The following is a 17,569-nucleotide window of genomic DNA, read 5'->3' as shown; positions in this document are numbered from 1 at the left end:
ATGAAATCGAATTTTTTACTTTCTCTTCCTTTACCGGATAAACACGGGGACAGCCGATTTATCGGTAATGTATCAGGCGCTGCACTGGCCTTATCTGTTGCAGAGCTGGCACAATCACATCTGGGGCCAGTTCTCGCTGTTGTTTCTGACACGCAGACAGCCCTTCGTCTACAGCCTGAAATCACCCAATTTACCGATGTCGAAGTGAGTGTATTCCCGGACTGGGAAACCCTGCCCTACGATAATTTCTCCCCGCATCAGGACATCATTTCTGACCGCCTGTCGCGCCTGTACCGGTTACCGACGCAAAAGAACGGGATCATTCTGGTTCCCATCAGTACCCTGTTGCAGCGCCTTACGCCACGAGAATTTATCCACCAGCATGCACTGATAGTCACCAAGGGTGATCGGCTATCGCTGGACAAACTACGCCTACAGCTCGAGGCCTCCGGCTACCGCCATGTTGACCAGGTAATGGAACATGGCGAATATGCCAGTCGCGGCTCGCTGCTGGATCTTTTTCCTATGGGTAGCAACCAGCCTTACCGTATCGATTTCTTTGATGATGAAATTGACTCGATTCGCCAGTTTGACCCGGAAAACCAGCGCTCTACCGGTGAAATTGACAACATTCACCTCTTGCCAGCCCATGAGTTCCCAACTGACGAAATCGCGGTAGAGAACTTCCGCATGCGCTGGCGCGAGCGGTTTGAAGCCCGCCGCGAGCCCGAATCCATCTACCAGCAAGTCAGTAAACGCACCTGGCCTGCCGGGATTGAATACTGGCAGCCATTGTTCTTTGAACAAACGGAGACGTTGTTTGATTACCTGCCCGACTCAAGCCTGCTAATCACTGTCGGCGAGTTGGAACCCGCGGTTGATCAGTTCCTCGGTGATGCCGAGTACCGCTATGACCAACGCCGGGTTGATCCACTGCGCCCGCTTTTGAGTCCGCGGGAACTATGGCTCAGCAAAGACGAAATGTTCAGTGGCTTCAAAACGCTGCCGAAGGTACGCATTCACCAAGATGCTGAACCTGAAAAAGCTGGCCGCTACAACCCTTCATTGCGACCGATCCCAGAGCTGGCTATCAATCACCAGCTCAAGGAGCCGCTTGCCGAGCTGCGCCGCTTCTCAGAACAGTTTGACGGCCAAATCATTTTCTCCGTGGCCTCCGAAGGCCGCCGAGAGGCCCTACTGGATCTGCTGGCACGGATCAAACTTCGCCCTATGGTATGTGGCAACCTTCATGAGGCTGCCAATGCGAAGACCAAGTTTGCCCTCGTTATCGGCGCGGCTGAGCAAGGCTTCATTCTGGAAAGCCCTTCGATTGCCTTCATCTGCGAAAGCGACTTACTGGGTGAACGTGTTGTTCAGCGCCGCCGTCGTGAAGACAAGAAAACCCTAAATACCGACACCATCATCCGCAACCTTGCCGAGCTACAGGTTGGTCAGCCAGTTGTCCATCTCGATCATGGTATTGGTCGCTATCAGGGCCTGCAGACATTGGAAGCCGGTGGGATCACCACCGAGTATGTCACCCTTGAATACCAAGGCGGTGCAAAACTGTATGTTCCGGTGGCTTCCCTGCACCTGATCAGCCGTTACTCCGGCGGTGCTGAAGAGACAGCCCCAATCCACAAACTGGGCGGAGAGACCTGGGCGAAGGCCCGTAAAAAAGCCGCTGAAAAAGTACGGGATGTCGCGGCTGAATTGCTGGATGTTTATGCCAAACGCGAAATGAAGCCCGGCTTTAAATTCAAACTGGATCGAGAAGCCTATGCCGATTTCTGTACCGGCTTCCCATTTGAAGAAACCCATGATCAGGCACTGGCTATTAACGCCGTCATATCCGACATGTGCCAGGCCAAAGCCATGGATCGCCTGGTCTGTGGTGACGTCGGCTTTGGTAAAACAGAAGTAGCGATGCGCGCTGCCTTTGTCGCCGTAGATAACAGCAAGCAGGTAACCGTACTGGTTCCTACTACCCTGTTGGCACAACAGCATTTCGAAAACTTCCGCGACCGTTTTGCCAACACCCCGGTTCGCGTCGAAGTTTTGTCTCGTTTTAAAACAGCCAAAGAGCAGAAACAGATCCTAACCGATGTTGCGGAAGGAAAAATTGATATTCTGATCGGCACCCATAAGCTGCTCAATGCATCGGTGAAATATCAGGATCTGGGATTACTGATCGTCGATGAGGAACACCGTTTCGGCGTTCGCCAGAAAGAAAAAATCAAGGCGATCCGCTCGGATGTCGATATCCTGACCTTAACAGCGACCCCAATCCCTCGAACGCTGAACATGGCAATGAGTGGCATGCGTGACCTGTCAATTATTGCGACTCCGCCGGCACGCCGCCTGGCTATCAAGACGTTTGTCCGTGAGCGCGAAGACGTGCTTGTTCGAGAGGCAGTTCTGCGTGAGATCATGCGAGGTGGCCAGGTCTACTTCCTGCATAATGATGTCGACTCAATAGAGAAAACAGCGAAAGAGTTAGCGACGCTGATCCCGGAGGCACGTATCACCTTTGCCCACGGCCAGATGCGCGAGCGCGAGCTGGAGAAAATCATGAGTGATTTCTACCACCAGCGTTTCAACCTGCTCGTCTGTACCACAATTATCGAAACGGGTATCGATGTACCGACCGCCAACACGATTGTTATCAACCGTGCCGACCATTTAGGCCTGGCACAGCTGCACCAGTTACGGGGGCGAGTAGGTCGTTCGCATCACCAGGCGTATGCCTATATGCTGACACCACATCCAAAACGGATGACCAAAGATGCCGTGAAGCGTCTGGAAGCTATCTCTTCACTCGAGGATCTAGGTGCTGGCTTTACCCTTGCTACCCATGATCTTGAAATTCGCGGTGCCGGAGAACTCCTTGGTGACGAACAAAGCGGCCAGATCCAGTCGGTTGGTTTCACCCTGTTTATGGAGATGCTTGAACAAGCTGTCGAGGCACTGAAAGAAGGCAAAGAGCCATCACTTGATGATCTGCTGCGCCAGCAGACAGAAATCGAGCTACGCCTGCCTGCCTTGCTGCCAGACGAATACATCCCGGATATCAATACCCGTTTGTCACTCTATAAACGTATCGCCAGTGCAGACAGTGAAACTGCGCTGAACGAACTAAAAGTCGAGCTGATCGACCGCTTCGGACTATTGCCGGACGCCACTACCAACCTGCTGACCGTGAACAGGCTAAAGCTGAAAGCGGCTGGACTGGGTGTGCGTCGAATTGAGGCAGGAGAAAAAGGAGGCTATGTTGAGTTTGCACAAAATGCATCAATAAACCCTGGTTTCCTGGTCAATTTGTTACAATCACAACCACAGCATTACCGTATGGAAGGCCCGACAAAACTAAAAGTCATGGCACCAATGAGTGATCGCAAAGACCGAATTAAGTATGTTGACGGGCTTTTAACAAAGCTTGCCGAAAACACTCTATAATTGATGGCACTATCGTGCGGAGTACTATCTTGAAAAAACTGATTTATTTGCTGCTTATCGCTATTAGCTGGCCAAGCCTGGCAGCACGACAATTTGATATTGAAGTTATTCTATTTAAGCGCAATATCGATCCGGCGCAAGTCAGTGAGTCCTGGCCGGATCAACAAAAGCCTATCAATATGAAAGGCACGATTTCCTTTGGTGATGATAGCCAGCTGGCGGCAAAAGGCATAACCCTGATGACACAGGGGCAATACCAGCTGACCTCCCAGTACGATAAGCTGAAAGGACATGCCGGGTTTACGCCACTGGCCCATTTCGGTTGGCGCCAGGGTGACTTGAGCAAAGGGGCTGCACCTAAGTTTCACCTGACAGCAGGCAAAGACTTCTCGGCACAGTACCTGCCAGATGGCACCTCGAAAGAAGAACTACGCCGCAATGAAATGTCAGCCCCAGAAGCGCCTGTGAATGCAGAAAGTGGAATTGTTGATACAACGAACAGCCTTCCATCTGAGGCCAGCTCTAGGACCAGTTCTGGAACCAGTTCTGAGATCAGCTCTGAGATCAGTGTTGCCGCAGCAACGCCAGAGCCGCCGCTGTATGAACTAGAGGGTAAGATCCGCGTCTATGTACAACACTTCCTCTTTACGGAAACTAGCTTGGATCTACGTGAACCAGGCCGCCGTGAAGTTATTGTCGGTGCAGAGCCTATCGATATTGAAAGCGATTTACTGACTGAGGACAGCAATGTTCAGATTGGCCATTTACAGGAAGTGAAGAAAAAGGTTGAAGTCGAAGAGTTCCTTAAAACCTACCGTTTTGAACAACAACGCAAGATGCGTAGCGGCGAAACACATTACCTTGATCATCCGCTGATGGGCATGGTGATCCAGATCCGCCGGGTTGAGGAAGAGCCGGCGAACTAGTCAGGTAAGCCAGTTGCTAGCAGAGTGATCACCTGCCACTTTGACAAAGACAAGGGCTGCCAAACGGCAGCCTTTTTGTTTGCTATTCAACTATGACTCATTCACGGACGGCTTTCACAGATATCGCGCCAATCCATTGCCGATCTCTTACCCCCCACCTATGCTTGGTGTTCATCCTACAGATCTCGATGCTAAGGAAAGTACCCGATCAAGCCCATGAAAACCGATTTCGAAATAACCACCACGCGGCTACTTTTCCGCCCTTACAAGATTGTCGACCTCAACGACCTTCTTGATGCAGTGCAGACATCTTTCACCCAGCTAAGTCCATGGCTGACCTGGTGTACAGAGGACTATGACCAGCATGATGCCTATGAGTGGATCAATGCCAGCCGTCAAAACTGGCAAAATGACATCAGTTATGAGCTGGCCATTTTTGAACGCTATACAGAACAATTAGTCGGTAGTATTTCACTCAATAACCTATCAATACTGTCGAACTCGGCTGAGCTGGGCTATTGGATAAGAACCCACGCTCAGCAACAAGGCTTTGCTACCGAGGCGTGCCAGGCAATAGCTGATTTTGCTTTCAACACCCTTGGGCTCACACGGCTGGAGATTGTCACCCACACCGGAAACCTTGCCAGTCAGCGAACCGCGCTCGCCTGCCAGGCTAAGTTTGAATGTACCGCCAGAAACCGTATTTTCTCGTCAGGCAAAGCCTATGACGGGATTGTATTTTCACTGATCCCGGATGATTTACGCCACAGTAAGCCGCCCTACCCCAGCAAATGATGTCCTGAGAAAAACAAAGTAGCAGCAACCCTCAGGCAGCGTACAAAGTTGGTATGAATTAAGCGGTTAAGGTACTATTAGGGCCAACCTCAAGCGAAGGAACGGGTATCTATCGTGTTTAAAATTATCATCACTATTGCGATCATCGGCCTTGTCATTTTTTTCATGCAGCGATCTCAAAGCAATAAACAGTCAGCGGCTGAAAATATCAAAGTTGGGGAAGAATTTCTTGCCAGCAACAAGCAACAAGAAGGGGTCAAAGTCACTGAATCAGGCCTACAGTATTTAGTACTGCAAGAAGGCACAGGGAGCGTTCACCCGAAAGCCTCTGACAAGGTCACGGTTCACTATCATGGTACCCTACTTGATGGCAGCGTATTCGACAGTTCGGTTGAACGTGGCGAAACTATTCAGTTTGGCCTAGGCCAGGTTATCAAAGGCTGGACTGAAGGCCTGCAACTCATGGTCGAAGGCGAAAAGACCCGGCTATTTATCCCATCAGAGCTTGCCTACGGCAACCGGGCTGTTGGCACAATCCCATCAGGCTCGGTGCTGATTTTTGATGTCGAACTCATCAAAATTAACTAAGCCACGATAACCCACCTTAAAAAAACGCCGCTAATACATAGCGGCGTTTTTATTGGTGTAGCAGCTAACAGCTATTGTCACTTAGTGCAGCTTCAGGTTTGGACGCAACACTCGGTTGATACGGCCAACTAACATCATCAGGCCGGTTTTAAATACACCGTGCAACGCCACCAAGTGCATTCTATATAAAGAAATATATACCACACGGGCAATACGGCCTTCGACCATCATTGAACCTTTGGTCAGGTTACCCATCAGGCTACCGACAGTTGAAAAACGGCTTAGTGATACCAATGAACCATGATCGCTATACACATAAGGCTTCTGGGCACGATCAGTTATCTTCGCAACAATATTAGAGAAACACCGGCTAGCCATCTGGTGGGCTGCCTGGGCACGCGGCGGTACAAAGCTACCGTCTTCCTGGGCACAGCACGCCAGATCACCAATAACATAAATATCGTCGTCACGGGTGGTCTGCAATGTCGGTTTAACAACCAGCTGGTTGATGCGGTTCGTTTCAAGGCCAGCAATATCCTTTATAAAATCTGGCGCTTTAATACCCGCCGCCCATACCATAATTTGAGCCGGGATATGATCGCCATCTTTGGTTGTCAAACCTGTTTCGTCAGCTTTGGTCACCATGGTGGCAGTACGAACATTCACGCCTAACTTTGTCAGCTCGCTATGTGCAGCGCCAGAGATACGAGGTGGCAAGGCTGGTAGAATTCGTTCACCCGCTTCAACCAGGTTAACATTCAAGCGTGAGCTATCCAGATCACCAAAACCATAAGTACGCAGCTCTTTCACTGCATTGTGCAACTCGGCTGAAAGCTCAACGCCGGTCGCGCCTGCCCCGACAATCGCAATATCAACCGTTTTCTGATCTTTATTCGCATGTAGTTTCAGGAACTGGTTGTTCATTTCAGTCCGGAAGCGGTGTGCCTGCTCCGGGCTATCTAAGAAGATACAGTTGTCACGTACACCCGGCGTATTGAAATCATTGGATGTTGAACCTATTGCCATCACCAGAATATCGTATTCCAGCTCACGTTCTGGCATTAGCAACTCATCATGCTCATCATAGAGCGCGGCCAATTTGATTATCTTACTCTCACGGTCAATCGCTTGCAGACTGCCCATTTGGAAATCAAACGAATGGTTTTTTGCATGGGCACGATAGCTCAGGGCATCGACCCCGGCATCCATTGAACCAGTCGCTACTTCATGCAGAAGCGGTTTCCACAAATGGCTGGCTTTACGATCAACAAGTGTGATTGTTGCACGACGTTTACGCCCTAAGGTACGACCAAGTTTGGTCGCAAGCTCAAGACCGCCCGCACCGCCACCAACTACGATAATACGAGTCACGATAACTTCCTCTTATTTTGTATAAATTTTTATTGCTCAGAGCCTTATGCCTGTTATTCATCCTTAAATGACAGATGACAATGCTCTGGCTGACTAACTAATACCAAACTGAACAATGCTCTGGGTATGCGGGCACACCAAAGCTCACTGTTCAATTTGGTATTGAAGCAGACGGATTGGCTCCGTCTGCGGAGGGTAGGAGGTAGTTACAATGTTTCTTTAAAGGATTTTATAGTTTGTAGATGCTGTGAGATTTTTTTGAATTTATGGCTTTGTGTCTCATCCCAGATGATTTCGTAGTAATCACCCAATGCATCTTTTGTATGGCGATTATCTAACACTTCATCATTGGTTGAAAGTATGCAAAGGCAATTACCGGCATTTTTTTTACGGAAGTCAGTAACACATTTAGTCGATATGTCGGTATATTCTTCAGGTCGGTCAATTCTTCCTTCCATGTTCAATTCAGGGTGTAGGTTTGGATTAAAAATAACCTGTTTTATTCCACACAAAAAACCAACGCGTTCTGACCAAAACCCACCAAGCCCGACACCACAAATCAGTGGATGAGGATCACGGGACTCTTCTTGCAACTTATGTACTTCTTTTAGCAAATGCTGCATGTCGTGCTTAGGATGCAGCGTGCTGTAATTCACAAAGCGAACATCAGGGTCAATAAATTGAAGCTGTAGTACCTTTTCATGATTACCTGGGCTTGTGGAGTCAAAGCCATGCAGATAGATGATCATCTCTTATCCCCTGTCGTTCTTCTTTTCTACCTTGAATTTAATCTAACACGTTTTGTATGGTTTAAAAGGTAAAAAACATGACATTGTTAACAAAAAAAACGCCAATTGCGCTATTGATTTATCAAAACAGCTACATCTTTGCGAATAGCGGTTAACCGACTATCGAAAAAACGACGCTGCTTATCGTTTAGGCTGTGATTGAACCGCCTGAGAACATCAAAACGACGGTTAAGGTAAAAGTTCAACTCAACCTGAATGTCATCATTTTCGAGGGCCACCAGCTGCTGAAGCTCCTGACTCAATCTGGCTTCAAAGTCCGGTTGGCTTCGGTTTTTCATCAAAAAGCGCCAGTTTTGCAGAAACTGATACCAGACATTAAAAAACGCCGGCTCCATTTCAACCTGGTAGCCTGCCAGCTCTTTCAACAGGGTTTGCTGCTTACTGGTTAATGGCCCAACCCAATCTGCGGAGGTACCCTGAAGCGCCTCAGCGCGTTTCTTGATTTTCTGCTTGGTCGTGAGGATCTCGCGCTCTTCTCTTATCTCATCAATGGTAGACTCGATCTTACTGTTCATCCGCGCAATTTGCTGATCATCCAGCAGCCTTAACATCACGGCCAGCGGTTTGGCCAGCAAGGCCATTGAATCTTGGCCGAGAGCGGTAAATGAATAGTGATAGCCACGGACTTGGCTATACGTCAGCGGCTTTGTTAAATCTGATTGCAAAGCAAAGATCTCTCGATGGAGCTTAGGAAGCTCCTGCCGGCGGTGAACAGCCAGTGCCTTGTCAAGCTCGGCACCAAACACCCGCTCCTGACTTGAGTTCAAGCTGACATAATCAGACAGGTAGTAAGGGATCCAAAAATCGAGAGTATTGTAGCCCAGGCGCATAACACACCCGAATAGCATCAATAAGATAAACGCACCTGCAAAAAAACGGGCAATACTTTGAGGCATTTTAACCCCCATTCAATTTTACGTCCTTGTAAAACAGCTAATCGGTGAGTTAATAGTGTAGACCTGAGTTTCGGTTGTATATTTCACAGTAATGAAATAGGTTGCCACTTAATTCAGACATACAATCAGCTTTCGCTGCAGCTTGTCAGCTTCAGACAAATAAGTTCTATCCTGCCAAAGCGAAGCGCCGACATAAAACCAGAGCATGGCAAGATAATCACACCAAGGTAGCCAGTCTCTCACGGCAGCCAACCAGCGTTCGCTATCTTGCCGGCCTTGTAATTGGCAGTAAGTCGCCACTGCACGTTCCACATCTAAACCATTAGCACTGATTGTCAGGGCTAGATCAAGGGAAGGATCCCCTGCTGCCGCGTATTCCCAGTCAATCACCCGCTTATTGCCATCGGGTTGGCAAATAATGTTGTATCGGCCTAAATCATGATGACAGCAGGTATCGTCAAACCAGGCTTGTGAGGGTAGCTGTTGATAGTGATGGAAAAGCTGCTGTAGCGAAGGGGACTTATACTTATCGGGGATCTGCTGCCAGTAATGTGCGGCTTTTTCTTGCACATCAAGACGCCAGTGTGGAACAGGCAAGGCATGGATATCAACCTGAAGCTGAAGTAAATCCTGCTCCGATAGCTCATCCCCGGCCATCTCGCCCTCGACCCATTCAACCAGCAGGCCATGCTCTAGCAGCGCAATGCTACGCGGGACGATGGCCACCGACTGAAGACTATCTAATACCTGATGCTCATGCTGGCGTGAAAGCCCGAAAGCCTTGGTGGATTCCGCGATCGGACGCCAAACGGCTTTCGAGCACTTTGACGTTTGCGTGTTGCAAAGCTCGAGTACCCAACAGCGATTGCTCAGGCCACCTGTTAGTGGCCTGGCAGAAAGTATCTCGAGATCCGGCAAGGCGCTCAGTAAAGAGGGATCAAACGTATTCACTCAACGCCTCGCTGGCAAAGCACAGCCTGCCATATTCAACCAAGTAGCAACCATTACCAGCCAAGCAGGCTCTTGGCTTCTTGCTTGCGAATTTCACTTTCGTCCGCCCACTCAATCAGGCCGGTTTCCAGATCCATCAGGCGCATGGTCATTTTGTAATAAACATCTTTATCACTGCCAGCTTGCTTTACAATGCTTGCCAGGTTGCCATACAGCATGTATTCCGCACCAACCATCTTACCGAACTGAATCGCGGTACTTTGGTTAACAAGCTCATCATTGTTTTGGAAATTTAGCTGCTTACGGGCTGCTTCGACACGGGTCATATCAACGAAGCGGAACTTGCCTGAATTCAGCATGCGAGTACTGACTGAGTCAGTGATAGATTCGGTATCAATGTGCTCGCTGGTTTTGTTCTTGATACCCTCAACCACAATAATTGGTCGCTGACCATTGCCAGTGATATAAGCCACCGAGCCAGAGGTCAGCATGCTGTCAGTCATTTCTTCTGCAATCTTCTGCAAGTCCGTAGAACCAAACTCGATGGTTGTGGTTTCTGCTTCCTGCGCATCACCGTAGCTGACTTTTTGCGCACAACCACCCATTAATGCAGCTACACCTAATAATGCAATTACGCTTTTATTCATTTTATTACCTTTAAATTACTGTTGTCGCAAGGCCGGCCACCATGGTGGCACATTCCCAATTAATAGTCCGCCTGACGGATGTAGATACGATACTGTTTTGCTTCTGGTTTCCTGGCAACCGCCTGCAAGGTCATGGAGTCTTTGCCATGCAGAACAAACTGGCGCCATGGGCTATCACTGCCATCGACTTCAAGCCCCTGGGCATCATACCAATAGAAACGATATTGCAGCTTCATATCCGAATCAGTTTTACTGGTGACAGGTACACCGGCTTTCATCAATCCATTGACATCAGAAATAAGGGCTTTCTCAATCGCAATCCGGTGCGCTAGCGACGTATTGCCAATCACTACATTTTGATTGCTGCTTTCAATACTGATCCCTGAAGTCGCTGACGAGCAGGCAGACAACACCAGCGCAAACAGCAAGACAGAAAGATATTTCATCATTAGCTTCCTCCTAATATTACCGACCACCAGCTAAGCTGGTTACCCTGGCGAGAGGCCCAAACCATGGTAGTTCGGCCTGCCGCAACCTTCACATCCAAGTTCTGGCCGTTCCAGCTGAGCTGATGGTTCCCTGCTTTTAAATCAGTATGATACATACTGATAGATGATGGTAAAGATTGCCAACTTCGGGTATCGGGCTGCTCAGTCAGGGTGTTAAAAATATTCGCCAGTACATTACCGACATCATTGCCATTTTTGGCGGCTGACTTTCTGACTTCATTTTTCGCCAACACCCGCAGTGCCTGGCGAACAACAATCACCGGTAACTCTTCGTTCAGGCTGCTCTTGGCCATATTGTTGACATTGGCCAGCTCACTGCTATTCACTGACTGGCTATCGAGCACTAACGGACTCAAACGCGGGCTCGGCGTATTACCGTAATAAGGCAAAGCAAGGTTATAAATTACGCCATCGCCCCGGCTGTCTTGCAACCACAGTGGCAAGCGCCAACCATCACGGGCCTGGACCACGCCTTGTTCATCAAGGATCACAACCCGTCCACTTCCTGCTTGGGCGGGAGTATATTTGCCGTAACGTGCCTGCAATTTGTTAAGGTCGCCTTTCATCTGCATACGGGTCGCCAGGCGCAATACCGTATTGGCGATATACATATTACCCGGAGCTACTGCCAAAGCGCGCTTGTAATCGATATAAGCACTATTTAAATCACCGTCGGCCTCGTACAGTATTCCAGACAGGTAAAACAAATAGCCGTTCTGGACATTCGCTAACTTTTCCCCGGTATCCGGATACCGCGCCAATACTGCACCCAGGTTCTGACTGAGCCCTTTACGTTGTGCTTCCTGTTCAGCTCGTCCAAGTTCTGCCTCGCGCTGTTTCCGTGCAGCTTCCTGAACTTGGTTGGCACGCCGGACTTCAACCAGCGCCCCTTCTAAATCTTTCTGCTGAATATAATTCAGCGCTAAATACAGGTGCAAAAAACCAAGTTCATAATCAGCTGGCTGGTAGGTGATCATATTGTCGTTGGTTAGCAGCGCCCCTGCCTGGTTTAATCCTTCGGAAATTTGAATGCTAGCCTGACGTTGCTGCTCTTTTACTGCCATATCGGCACGTTGCAGGGCCACAAAACTATTTGGATATTGCTCAGCGACGAAATTAACCCGTCCCCGCTCCATACCATCAAGGATATCCCCCGCCGGAGCCTCGGGAAGCGCTTCGATCGCCTGCTGGTATTTCCCCTGTTGCAGGGCTTCATGAGCCTGCGCGTTTGACGCACTATAATGGCTGAATAAACTCTGAGTCGATAAATTCGCACAAGCCGTCATGCTCAACGATAGCACCAGCACTGCAGCATGTTTTAGCATTGTATTAATAACCAGTTCTCTATACAAAAAAGTCTGAGTGTCTATGATTCAAAAACATAATCCACTCAGACCTGACTCAGCAATATTAGTTCCCGCGTCTATCACGGGTGACTATTTCGTATTACCCAACCAGCATTGGACCTAGCGGGCGACCAGCAAGAAGGTGCATGTGGATATGGTAGACTTCTTGGCCACCATGAGGATTACAGTTAACAATCAGACGGTACCCGTCTTCTGACACGCCCTCTTTTTCCGCCAGCTTACGCGCAACAGTAAACAAGCGCCCCATCATCGCTTCATCATCCACATCGACATCATTCACCGTTGGGATCAGCTTATTCGGGATGATTAAGATATGGCTTGGTGCACGAGGATTAATATCCCTGAACGCAGTCACTAAATCATCCTGATATAAAACATCTGCCGGAATTTCCTTACGAATAATTTTGCTGAAGATGGTTTCTTCTGCCATATCATGCTCCATTTACTATGTTGTGTCTTAGGCTATGTCCTAACTGTGGAGTATGCTTGACTCAAAACTATAGAGCAATATTGAACACCGTTTTAAACCATTTTTCCAGTGAATATTTCACAAAAGATGTTTTTTTTTGATGCAGTCGTCAAAGTATGCGTAGGTGTTATTCATTTATCATCAGAGGCTGTCACTCCTCCCCAAGACAACAAGTCTGAGTGATAAGTGAGTCGATTTTGTCCTTTTTAGTGTGCTTATTTTGACGCTTGAAATTTCGGCATCACATTTTATACGAAGGTCAATAACATAATTACAGCTTCGTATTACTGTACTTTATGTGGGCTTGCTGTCGTCCGCATTTGCCATTTTTAGGGATATTATGAAGACAATGAGACAAACCTCTGTCATACGACGTATGTACACTGGGTTTGCGGTAATGGTTATCCTATTTGCCGCAACGATTGTTCTGATGCTTGACGGAACAAACCGGATTCACAGCCAGCTCAAAGCCGTGACTTCGGATGCACTGCCTTTGGTGTCTACAGCAAACCAAACTAGCGTCCGGCTGCTGGCCGCCGACAAGGTTTTCAAAGACTTTCTTACCAGCCAGAACCCTGAACGAATGAAAGCCTATGAGGAAAACTTTAGCCAGGCGCATCGCGCGTTCATCGAAGCCCTAGATCAACTTGAGGGGGCAGCTAAAGGCAATGGCGCCCTCAGCACTCAGCTAAACGAACTGATTGCACTTGAGGAGCGGTATTTTTCCGAAGCCCATGTCGCCATGGAAAACTACCGCGCTCAATTATTGGCCCAGGAAGAACGATTACAATCGGCACGCCGTTTTCAGCAACTGCACAACGAGCTGAATACGCGAATGAAAGAATACGTCGAAGATCAAGACAGTATTTCGGTCAAGATGATCGCCAAGAACTACTTCATTAAGCTTCGCCAGACAGAAACCCTCACTTCCGATGCATTGGCAACTGATGATATTACGATCATCGATAAAGCCGTCAAAGACAACAAGCGTTACGTTAACCACCTTGGTAATGCCTACCGCTCACTAACCGAATTAATGCCGGAGCTAAAGGCGACTTTCGACAAGTCCATTGAACAATACACACTCGATATCGGAAAACCTGGCGGTGTACTGGATGTCCACTACCGCTTTATTGATGCCCGCAACCGCCTTTACGGCAATATCGCCACCCTGGCCACGGAAATTGACCAAGCCACTGACCTGCTCGATACCTTCAGAACCCAGGCTAACGCCGATATGGACAGTGCCATTGCCAATGCTGACAACGCTTATAGCCAAGGGCTCAGCAATGCCATCATGATCGGTATCGGTGCTACCCTATTTGCTGTTTTCATCGGCTGGTATCTGGCACAAAGTGTTCGCAAGCCGCTAGAATCAACGCTTAAAACCTTAGAAGCACTCACCAATGGTGACATGACCAAGCGAAGCGACAACAACAACTTCGTCGAATTCAACAAACTCAGCCGTCACATCAATACGCTGGCAGATAACTTACAAGAGGTGCTGGGTAAACTCAGCCAGGCGTCAGGCGATTTGGCAACCGTTGCAGAGGAAAACCAGACGACAACATCTGAAGCGAAAAACCGTCTCAACGAGCAACGACAGCAAACAGCATCTGTCGCGACAGCCATGACCGAAATGGAACAATCCGTGACGGATGTCTCACACAGTGCGCAAAACACCATGGAACGCGTTCATGAAGTCGAGAAAGCCTCTAACACCGGCCGTGAGGTAATGAGCCGAAATATCAATACGGCCCATCAGCTTTCCGAGCGACTTGATGAATCTGTAAATGCCGTATCGAAGCTCCAGGAAATGAGCAGTAATATCGGCTCTATCCTCGATGTGATCCGTAATATCGCCGATCAGACCAACCTGCTGGCACTTAACGCGGCGATTGAAGCGGCTCGCGCAGGCGATCAAGGGAGAGGCTTCGCGGTGGTTGCCGACGAAGTCCGGGTTCTGGCAAAGCGCACCACCGATTCGACGGCTGAAATTGAAGGGATGATCCAAAACCTTCAGTCCCGTTCCGGCCAGGCCGTATCAGTGATGCAAAGCTGTGTGACCGAAATGGAAAACAGCATTAACCAGGCATCCGATGCCAATAGCGCCATGGAAGAAATCCAGGCTATCATTTTCGAAATCAGCCAAATGAGTTCACAGATTGCACAGGCTGCCGAAGAACAGCGTACCACCACCACGTCGATTGCCCGGAGCCTGGAAGATATCAGTCATATTGCCGATTCCAACTACAACGCAATGGAAGAAGTCGCTGAAGCAAGTAGTAAGCTAGATAGTCTAGCCCACCAGCAAAAAGACTTGGTGACGCGGTTTAAGTTGTAGGGAAGATAAGGTCCTAGGAGGAGCAGGGCCTAGGGAATAAAGCAGAGCGTAGTGACGGAGATATCCAGTACCCTGAACCCACTTACTCTTATTAACAAGCAAAGCCAGCAATTACTGCTGGCTTAATTATTCCCGCTCCTAATCCCTTGCCTCTGCAAACGATTGCGCTATTAATCATCAATTGGGTATCTTGTTTGATTGTTGAGCTTTACTTAAGGTAGGGATGCTTTTAGAATCGGGCAAAATTTTGGGAGGGAAGCAATTATGACGACTATGACAATTACACGTCCTGATGACTGGCATGTGCATTTACGTGATGGCGACGTATTAAAAGATACCGTTCGCGATATCAGTCAATACATGGGGCGGGCGATCATTATGCCGAACCTGGTTCCACCGGTTACCGATACCGAAGCCGCATTAGCCTACCGCGATCGTATTCTAGCCGAAAAGCCTCAAGGCAATTTCTTTCCTCTAATGACCCTCTACCTCACCGACAACACCTCTCCTGAAGAAATTCGCAAAGCCAAGGCCACAGGCCATATCTATGCGGCAAAACTGTATCCTGCAGGTGCAACGACGAATTCAGATTCAGGCGTTACCTCTATCGACAAGCTGCTGCCTACACTTCAGGCAATGGAAGACGTCGGTATGCCTTTGCTGATCCATGGCGAAGTGACAACGCACGATGTCGATATCTTCGACCGTGAAAAAGCCTTCCTTGATACTGTGCTGGCACCTATTGTCGAGCAGATGCCAAACCTTAAGGTTGTTGTCGAGCATATCACCACCAAAGATGCGGTAGAGTTTGTCAACAATGCCGGGCCAAACGTGGGGGCAACCATCACCGCCCACCACTTGATGTTCAACCGCAACCACATGCTGGTTGGCGGGATCCGCCCACATTTCTACTGCCTGCCAATCTTAAAACGCAACACTCACCAGCAGGCACTGGTTGAAGCAGCAACTAGCGGCAGCCCTAAGTTCTTCCTTGGTACTGACTCTGCCCCTCACGCCCAGGGCCGCAAAGAATCGGCATGTGGCTGTGCGGGCTCTTACACCGCCCACGCTGCAATTGAGCTGTACGCAGAAGTCTTTGAGCAAGCTGGTGCACTGGAAAAACTCGAAGCCTTTGCCAGCTTCAATGGCCCTGATTTCTATGGCCTGCCACGCAATACCGATACCATTACGCTGGTAAAAGAAAACTGGACAGTGCCTGAGGCCATGGCATTTGGCAGCGATGTTGTCGTGCCAATCCGTGCAGGTGAAACGATGAGCTGGAAAGTTATCTAAACCCAAGCGACTAATACCTTCTAGCGCAAAGGTATTAGCAAGCTGCCAGTAAAGAGCCTCCGGGTTACTTCTGTTTTCTCAATCCCCTACCCATAGGTAGGGGATTTTTTTATCTCGACCCTCACGCAAGATAGGTTTCACCTACCAATTCAATAAACATTATCCATTATCTCGACAACGCGATTAAACGTATCCTCCGTACGTTAATCACAGTTGAGGTAGATATGCATTTTGATAATAGCCGAGCATTAATCGTTGAGGGCGGGGCGATGCGCGGGATCTTTGCCAGTGGTGTACTGGACGCTTTCATGGAGGCTGACTTTCAACCGTACGACTTTGCCATCGGTGTATCGGCTGGCGCTTCTAACTTGCTGGGTTATATCGCCCACGCACCGGGCCGCAGTTACCAGGTGATAACTGAACTCGCCACCAGCAAGCGTTTTTTCAATCCACCACGTTTTCTCAAAGGCGGCGACTTAACCGATGTGAAATGGCTCTGGAGTGAATCAAATAAGCAATTTCCTGTCGATAAAGAACAACTGTTTTCGTCAATACCGCTTTTGGCCACAGTGACCAATATTGACACTGGCGAGGCGGATTATTACCAAGTTAACGAGCATAACCTGGAAAATGCCATGGTCGCGACCGCAGCGCTTCCCATTGCCTTTAAGTCTACCCCCTGCTTTTCTGGCGGTTGCTTTACCGACGGCGGTGTTGCTAACTCTATCCCGGTAAAAGAAGCCTACCGCCGAGGTGCCCGTGACATCACTGTTATTTTGTCTCATCCATTGAGTTATCAAAAGCAGCCAAGCAAATACCCCTGGATAATGAAAAAATTGCTCGCCCGTCATCCAGAGCTAGCGAATGCGATGAACGTAAGGGCCGAAAATTATAATCAATCGCTCGATTTTATCCGCAATCCGCCCAAAGGCACGATTATCAGGGTGATCGCACCGTCAGAGGGCTTTGCGGTGAAACGGCTTACGATGAAGAAACCCTTATTGCAACAAGGCTATGAGATGGGTTTAAGCGCCGGGCAAGAGCATATGGCCAATCTACAGGGGCTCCATGGGTTAGACGACGAGAATTGTCATTTTTGCGTGTAGAAAATGGCATAAATCCCCCTACCGGCAGGCTGGGGGATTTAT

General features: G+C 48.8%; 15 protein-coding genes. 7 read left to right on the top strand and 8 right to left on the bottom strand.

Features of this window, described 5'->3' with window-relative positions; translation table 11 throughout:
* From mfd to bamJ, 4 genes are all read left to right on the top strand, one after another.
* Positions 1–3,456 (top strand): transcription-repair coupling factor, encoded by a 3,456-nt coding sequence (gene mfd / locus AC51G0_RS06240; protein WP_496301195.1) that lies wholly within the window; start codon positions 1–3, stop codon positions 3,454–3,456.
* Between the two features lie 29 nt (positions 3,457–3,485).
* Complete coding sequence (locus AC51G0_RS06235; protein ID WP_496301194.1) at positions 3,486–4,382, top strand: peptidoglycan binding protein CsiV; 897 nt, start codon at positions 3,486–3,488, stop codon at positions 4,380–4,382.
* A 216-nt stretch (positions 4,383–4,598) separates the two neighbouring features.
* A complete protein-coding gene (locus tag AC51G0_RS06230) occupies positions 4,599–5,177 on the top strand; it encodes a GNAT family N-acetyltransferase (RefSeq protein ID WP_496301193.1) in 579 nt (192 codons plus the stop codon).
* A 114-nt stretch (positions 5,178–5,291) separates the two neighbouring features.
* On the top strand, positions 5,292–5,765 hold the full coding sequence (gene bamJ / locus AC51G0_RS06225) for a BamJ family beta-barrel-assembly machinery protein (protein WP_496301191.1): 474 nt from the start codon (positions 5,292–5,294) through the stop codon (positions 5,763–5,765).
* Positions 5,766–5,846: 81 nt separating this feature from the next.
* On the opposite strand, the gene AC51G0_RS06220 is transcribed toward bamJ, so the two are convergent.
* The 8 genes from AC51G0_RS06220 to hinT all read right to left on the bottom strand — a co-directional run bounded on the left by AC51G0_RS06220 (position 5,847) and on the right by hinT (position 12,745).
* Positions 5,847–7,136 carry an NAD(P)/FAD-dependent oxidoreductase gene (locus AC51G0_RS06220; protein WP_496301190.1) on the bottom strand — a complete coding sequence of 430 codons (1,290 nt, stop codon included), beginning with the start codon at positions 7,134–7,136 and terminating at the stop codon, positions 5,847–5,849.
* Positions 7,137–7,342: 206 nt separating this feature from the next.
* On the bottom strand, positions 7,343–7,885 hold the full coding sequence (ycfP, locus tag AC51G0_RS06215) for an alpha/beta hydrolase YcfP (RefSeq protein ID WP_496301189.1): 543 nt from the start codon (positions 7,883–7,885) through the stop codon (positions 7,343–7,345).
* Between the two features lie 110 nt (positions 7,886–7,995).
* Positions 7,996–8,841, bottom strand: coding sequence for a DUF6279 family lipoprotein (locus AC51G0_RS06210; protein ID WP_496301188.1), 846 nt, complete (start codon positions 8,839–8,841; stop codon positions 7,996–7,998).
* Between the two features lie 108 nt (positions 8,842–8,949).
* Positions 8,950–9,792: a phosphotransferase gene (locus AC51G0_RS06205; protein ID WP_496301187.1), complete on the bottom strand. Its 843-nt coding sequence runs from the start codon at positions 9,790–9,792 to the stop codon at positions 8,950–8,952.
* Positions 9,793–9,845: 53 nt separating this feature from the next.
* Positions 9,846–10,439: a penicillin-binding protein activator LpoB gene (lpoB, locus tag AC51G0_RS06200; protein ID WP_496301186.1), complete on the bottom strand. Its 594-nt coding sequence runs from the start codon at positions 10,437–10,439 to the stop codon at positions 9,846–9,848.
* 59 nt (positions 10,440–10,498) lie between these two features.
* The gene (locus AC51G0_RS06195) at positions 10,499–10,885 is read right to left on the bottom strand and encodes a YcfL family putative periplasmic lipoprotein (RefSeq protein ID WP_496301880.1); all 387 of its coding nucleotides are present in this window, start codon (positions 10,883–10,885) and stop codon (positions 10,499–10,501) included.
* A gap of 2 nt (positions 10,886–10,887) precedes the next feature.
* Positions 10,888–12,273 carry a COG3014 family protein gene (locus AC51G0_RS06190; protein WP_496301185.1) on the bottom strand — a complete coding sequence of 462 codons (1,386 nt, stop codon included), beginning with the start codon at positions 12,271–12,273 and terminating at the stop codon, positions 10,888–10,890.
* A 121-nt stretch (positions 12,274–12,394) separates the two neighbouring features.
* Complete coding sequence (hinT, locus tag AC51G0_RS06185; RefSeq protein WP_496301184.1) at positions 12,395–12,745, bottom strand: purine nucleoside phosphoramidase; 351 nt, start codon at positions 12,743–12,745, stop codon at positions 12,395–12,397.
* Positions 12,746–13,124: 379 nt separating this feature from the next.
* On the opposite strand from hinT, the gene AC51G0_RS06180 reads away from it, so the two are divergent.
* The 3 genes from AC51G0_RS06180 (at position 13,125) to AC51G0_RS06170 (ending at position 17,527) form a co-directional block, all read left to right on the top strand.
* Positions 13,125–15,128 carry a methyl-accepting chemotaxis protein gene (locus AC51G0_RS06180; protein WP_496301183.1) on the top strand — a complete coding sequence of 668 codons (2,004 nt, stop codon included), beginning with the start codon at positions 13,125–13,127 and terminating at the stop codon, positions 15,126–15,128.
* Between the two features lie 264 nt (positions 15,129–15,392).
* Positions 15,393–16,421 (top strand): dihydroorotase, encoded by a 1,029-nt coding sequence (pyrC, locus tag AC51G0_RS06175; RefSeq protein WP_496301181.1) that lies wholly within the window; start codon positions 15,393–15,395, stop codon positions 16,419–16,421.
* Positions 16,422–16,645: 224 nt separating this feature from the next.
* Positions 16,646–17,527 (top strand): patatin-like phospholipase family protein, encoded by an 882-nt coding sequence (locus AC51G0_RS06170; protein WP_496301180.1) that lies wholly within the window; start codon positions 16,646–16,648, stop codon positions 17,525–17,527.
* The last annotated feature ends 42 nt before the right edge of the window (positions 17,528–17,569 follow it).

This window comes from Photobacterium sp. HL06 (assembly GCF_059552575.1).
Note: the sequence above shows the minus strand (reverse complement) of the source record. Positions and strands in the feature narration are given on the sequence as shown.

What these genes read in the sequence shown, in the direction of transcription:
- mfd (WP_496301195.1), top strand. Translation starts at nt 1, where the DNA reads ATGAAATCGAATTTTTTACTTTCTCTTCCTTTACCGGATAAACACGGG.
- AC51G0_RS06230 (WP_496301193.1), top strand. Translation starts at nt 4,599, where the DNA reads ATGAAAACCGATTTCGAAATAACCACCACGCGGCTACTTTTCCGCCCT.
- ycfP (WP_496301189.1), bottom strand. Translation starts at nt 7,885, where the DNA reads ATGATCATCTATCTGCATGGCTTTGACTCCACAAGCCCAGGTAATCAT.
- AC51G0_RS06210 (WP_496301188.1), bottom strand. Translation starts at nt 8,841, where the DNA reads ATGCCTCAAAGTATTGCCCGTTTTTTTGCAGGTGCGTTTATCTTATTG.
- lpoB (WP_496301186.1), bottom strand. Translation starts at nt 10,439, where the DNA reads ATGAATAAAAGCGTAATTGCATTATTAGGTGTAGCTGCATTAATGGGT.
- AC51G0_RS06195 (WP_496301880.1), bottom strand. Translation starts at nt 10,885, where the DNA reads ATGAAATATCTTTCTGTCTTGCTGTTTGCGCTGGTGTTGTCTGCCTGC.
- AC51G0_RS06190 (WP_496301185.1), bottom strand. Translation starts at nt 12,273, where the DNA reads ATGCTAAAACATGCTGCAGTGCTGGTGCTATCGTTGAGCATGACGGCT.
- hinT (WP_496301184.1), bottom strand. Translation starts at nt 12,745, where the DNA reads ATGGCAGAAGAAACCATCTTCAGCAAAATTATTCGTAAGGAAATTCCG.
- AC51G0_RS06180 (WP_496301183.1), top strand. Translation starts at nt 13,125, where the DNA reads ATGAAGACAATGAGACAAACCTCTGTCATACGACGTATGTACACTGGG.
- pyrC (WP_496301181.1), top strand. Translation starts at nt 15,393, where the DNA reads ATGACGACTATGACAATTACACGTCCTGATGACTGGCATGTGCATTTA.
- AC51G0_RS06170 (WP_496301180.1), top strand. Translation starts at nt 16,646, where the DNA reads ATGCATTTTGATAATAGCCGAGCATTAATCGTTGAGGGCGGGGCGATG.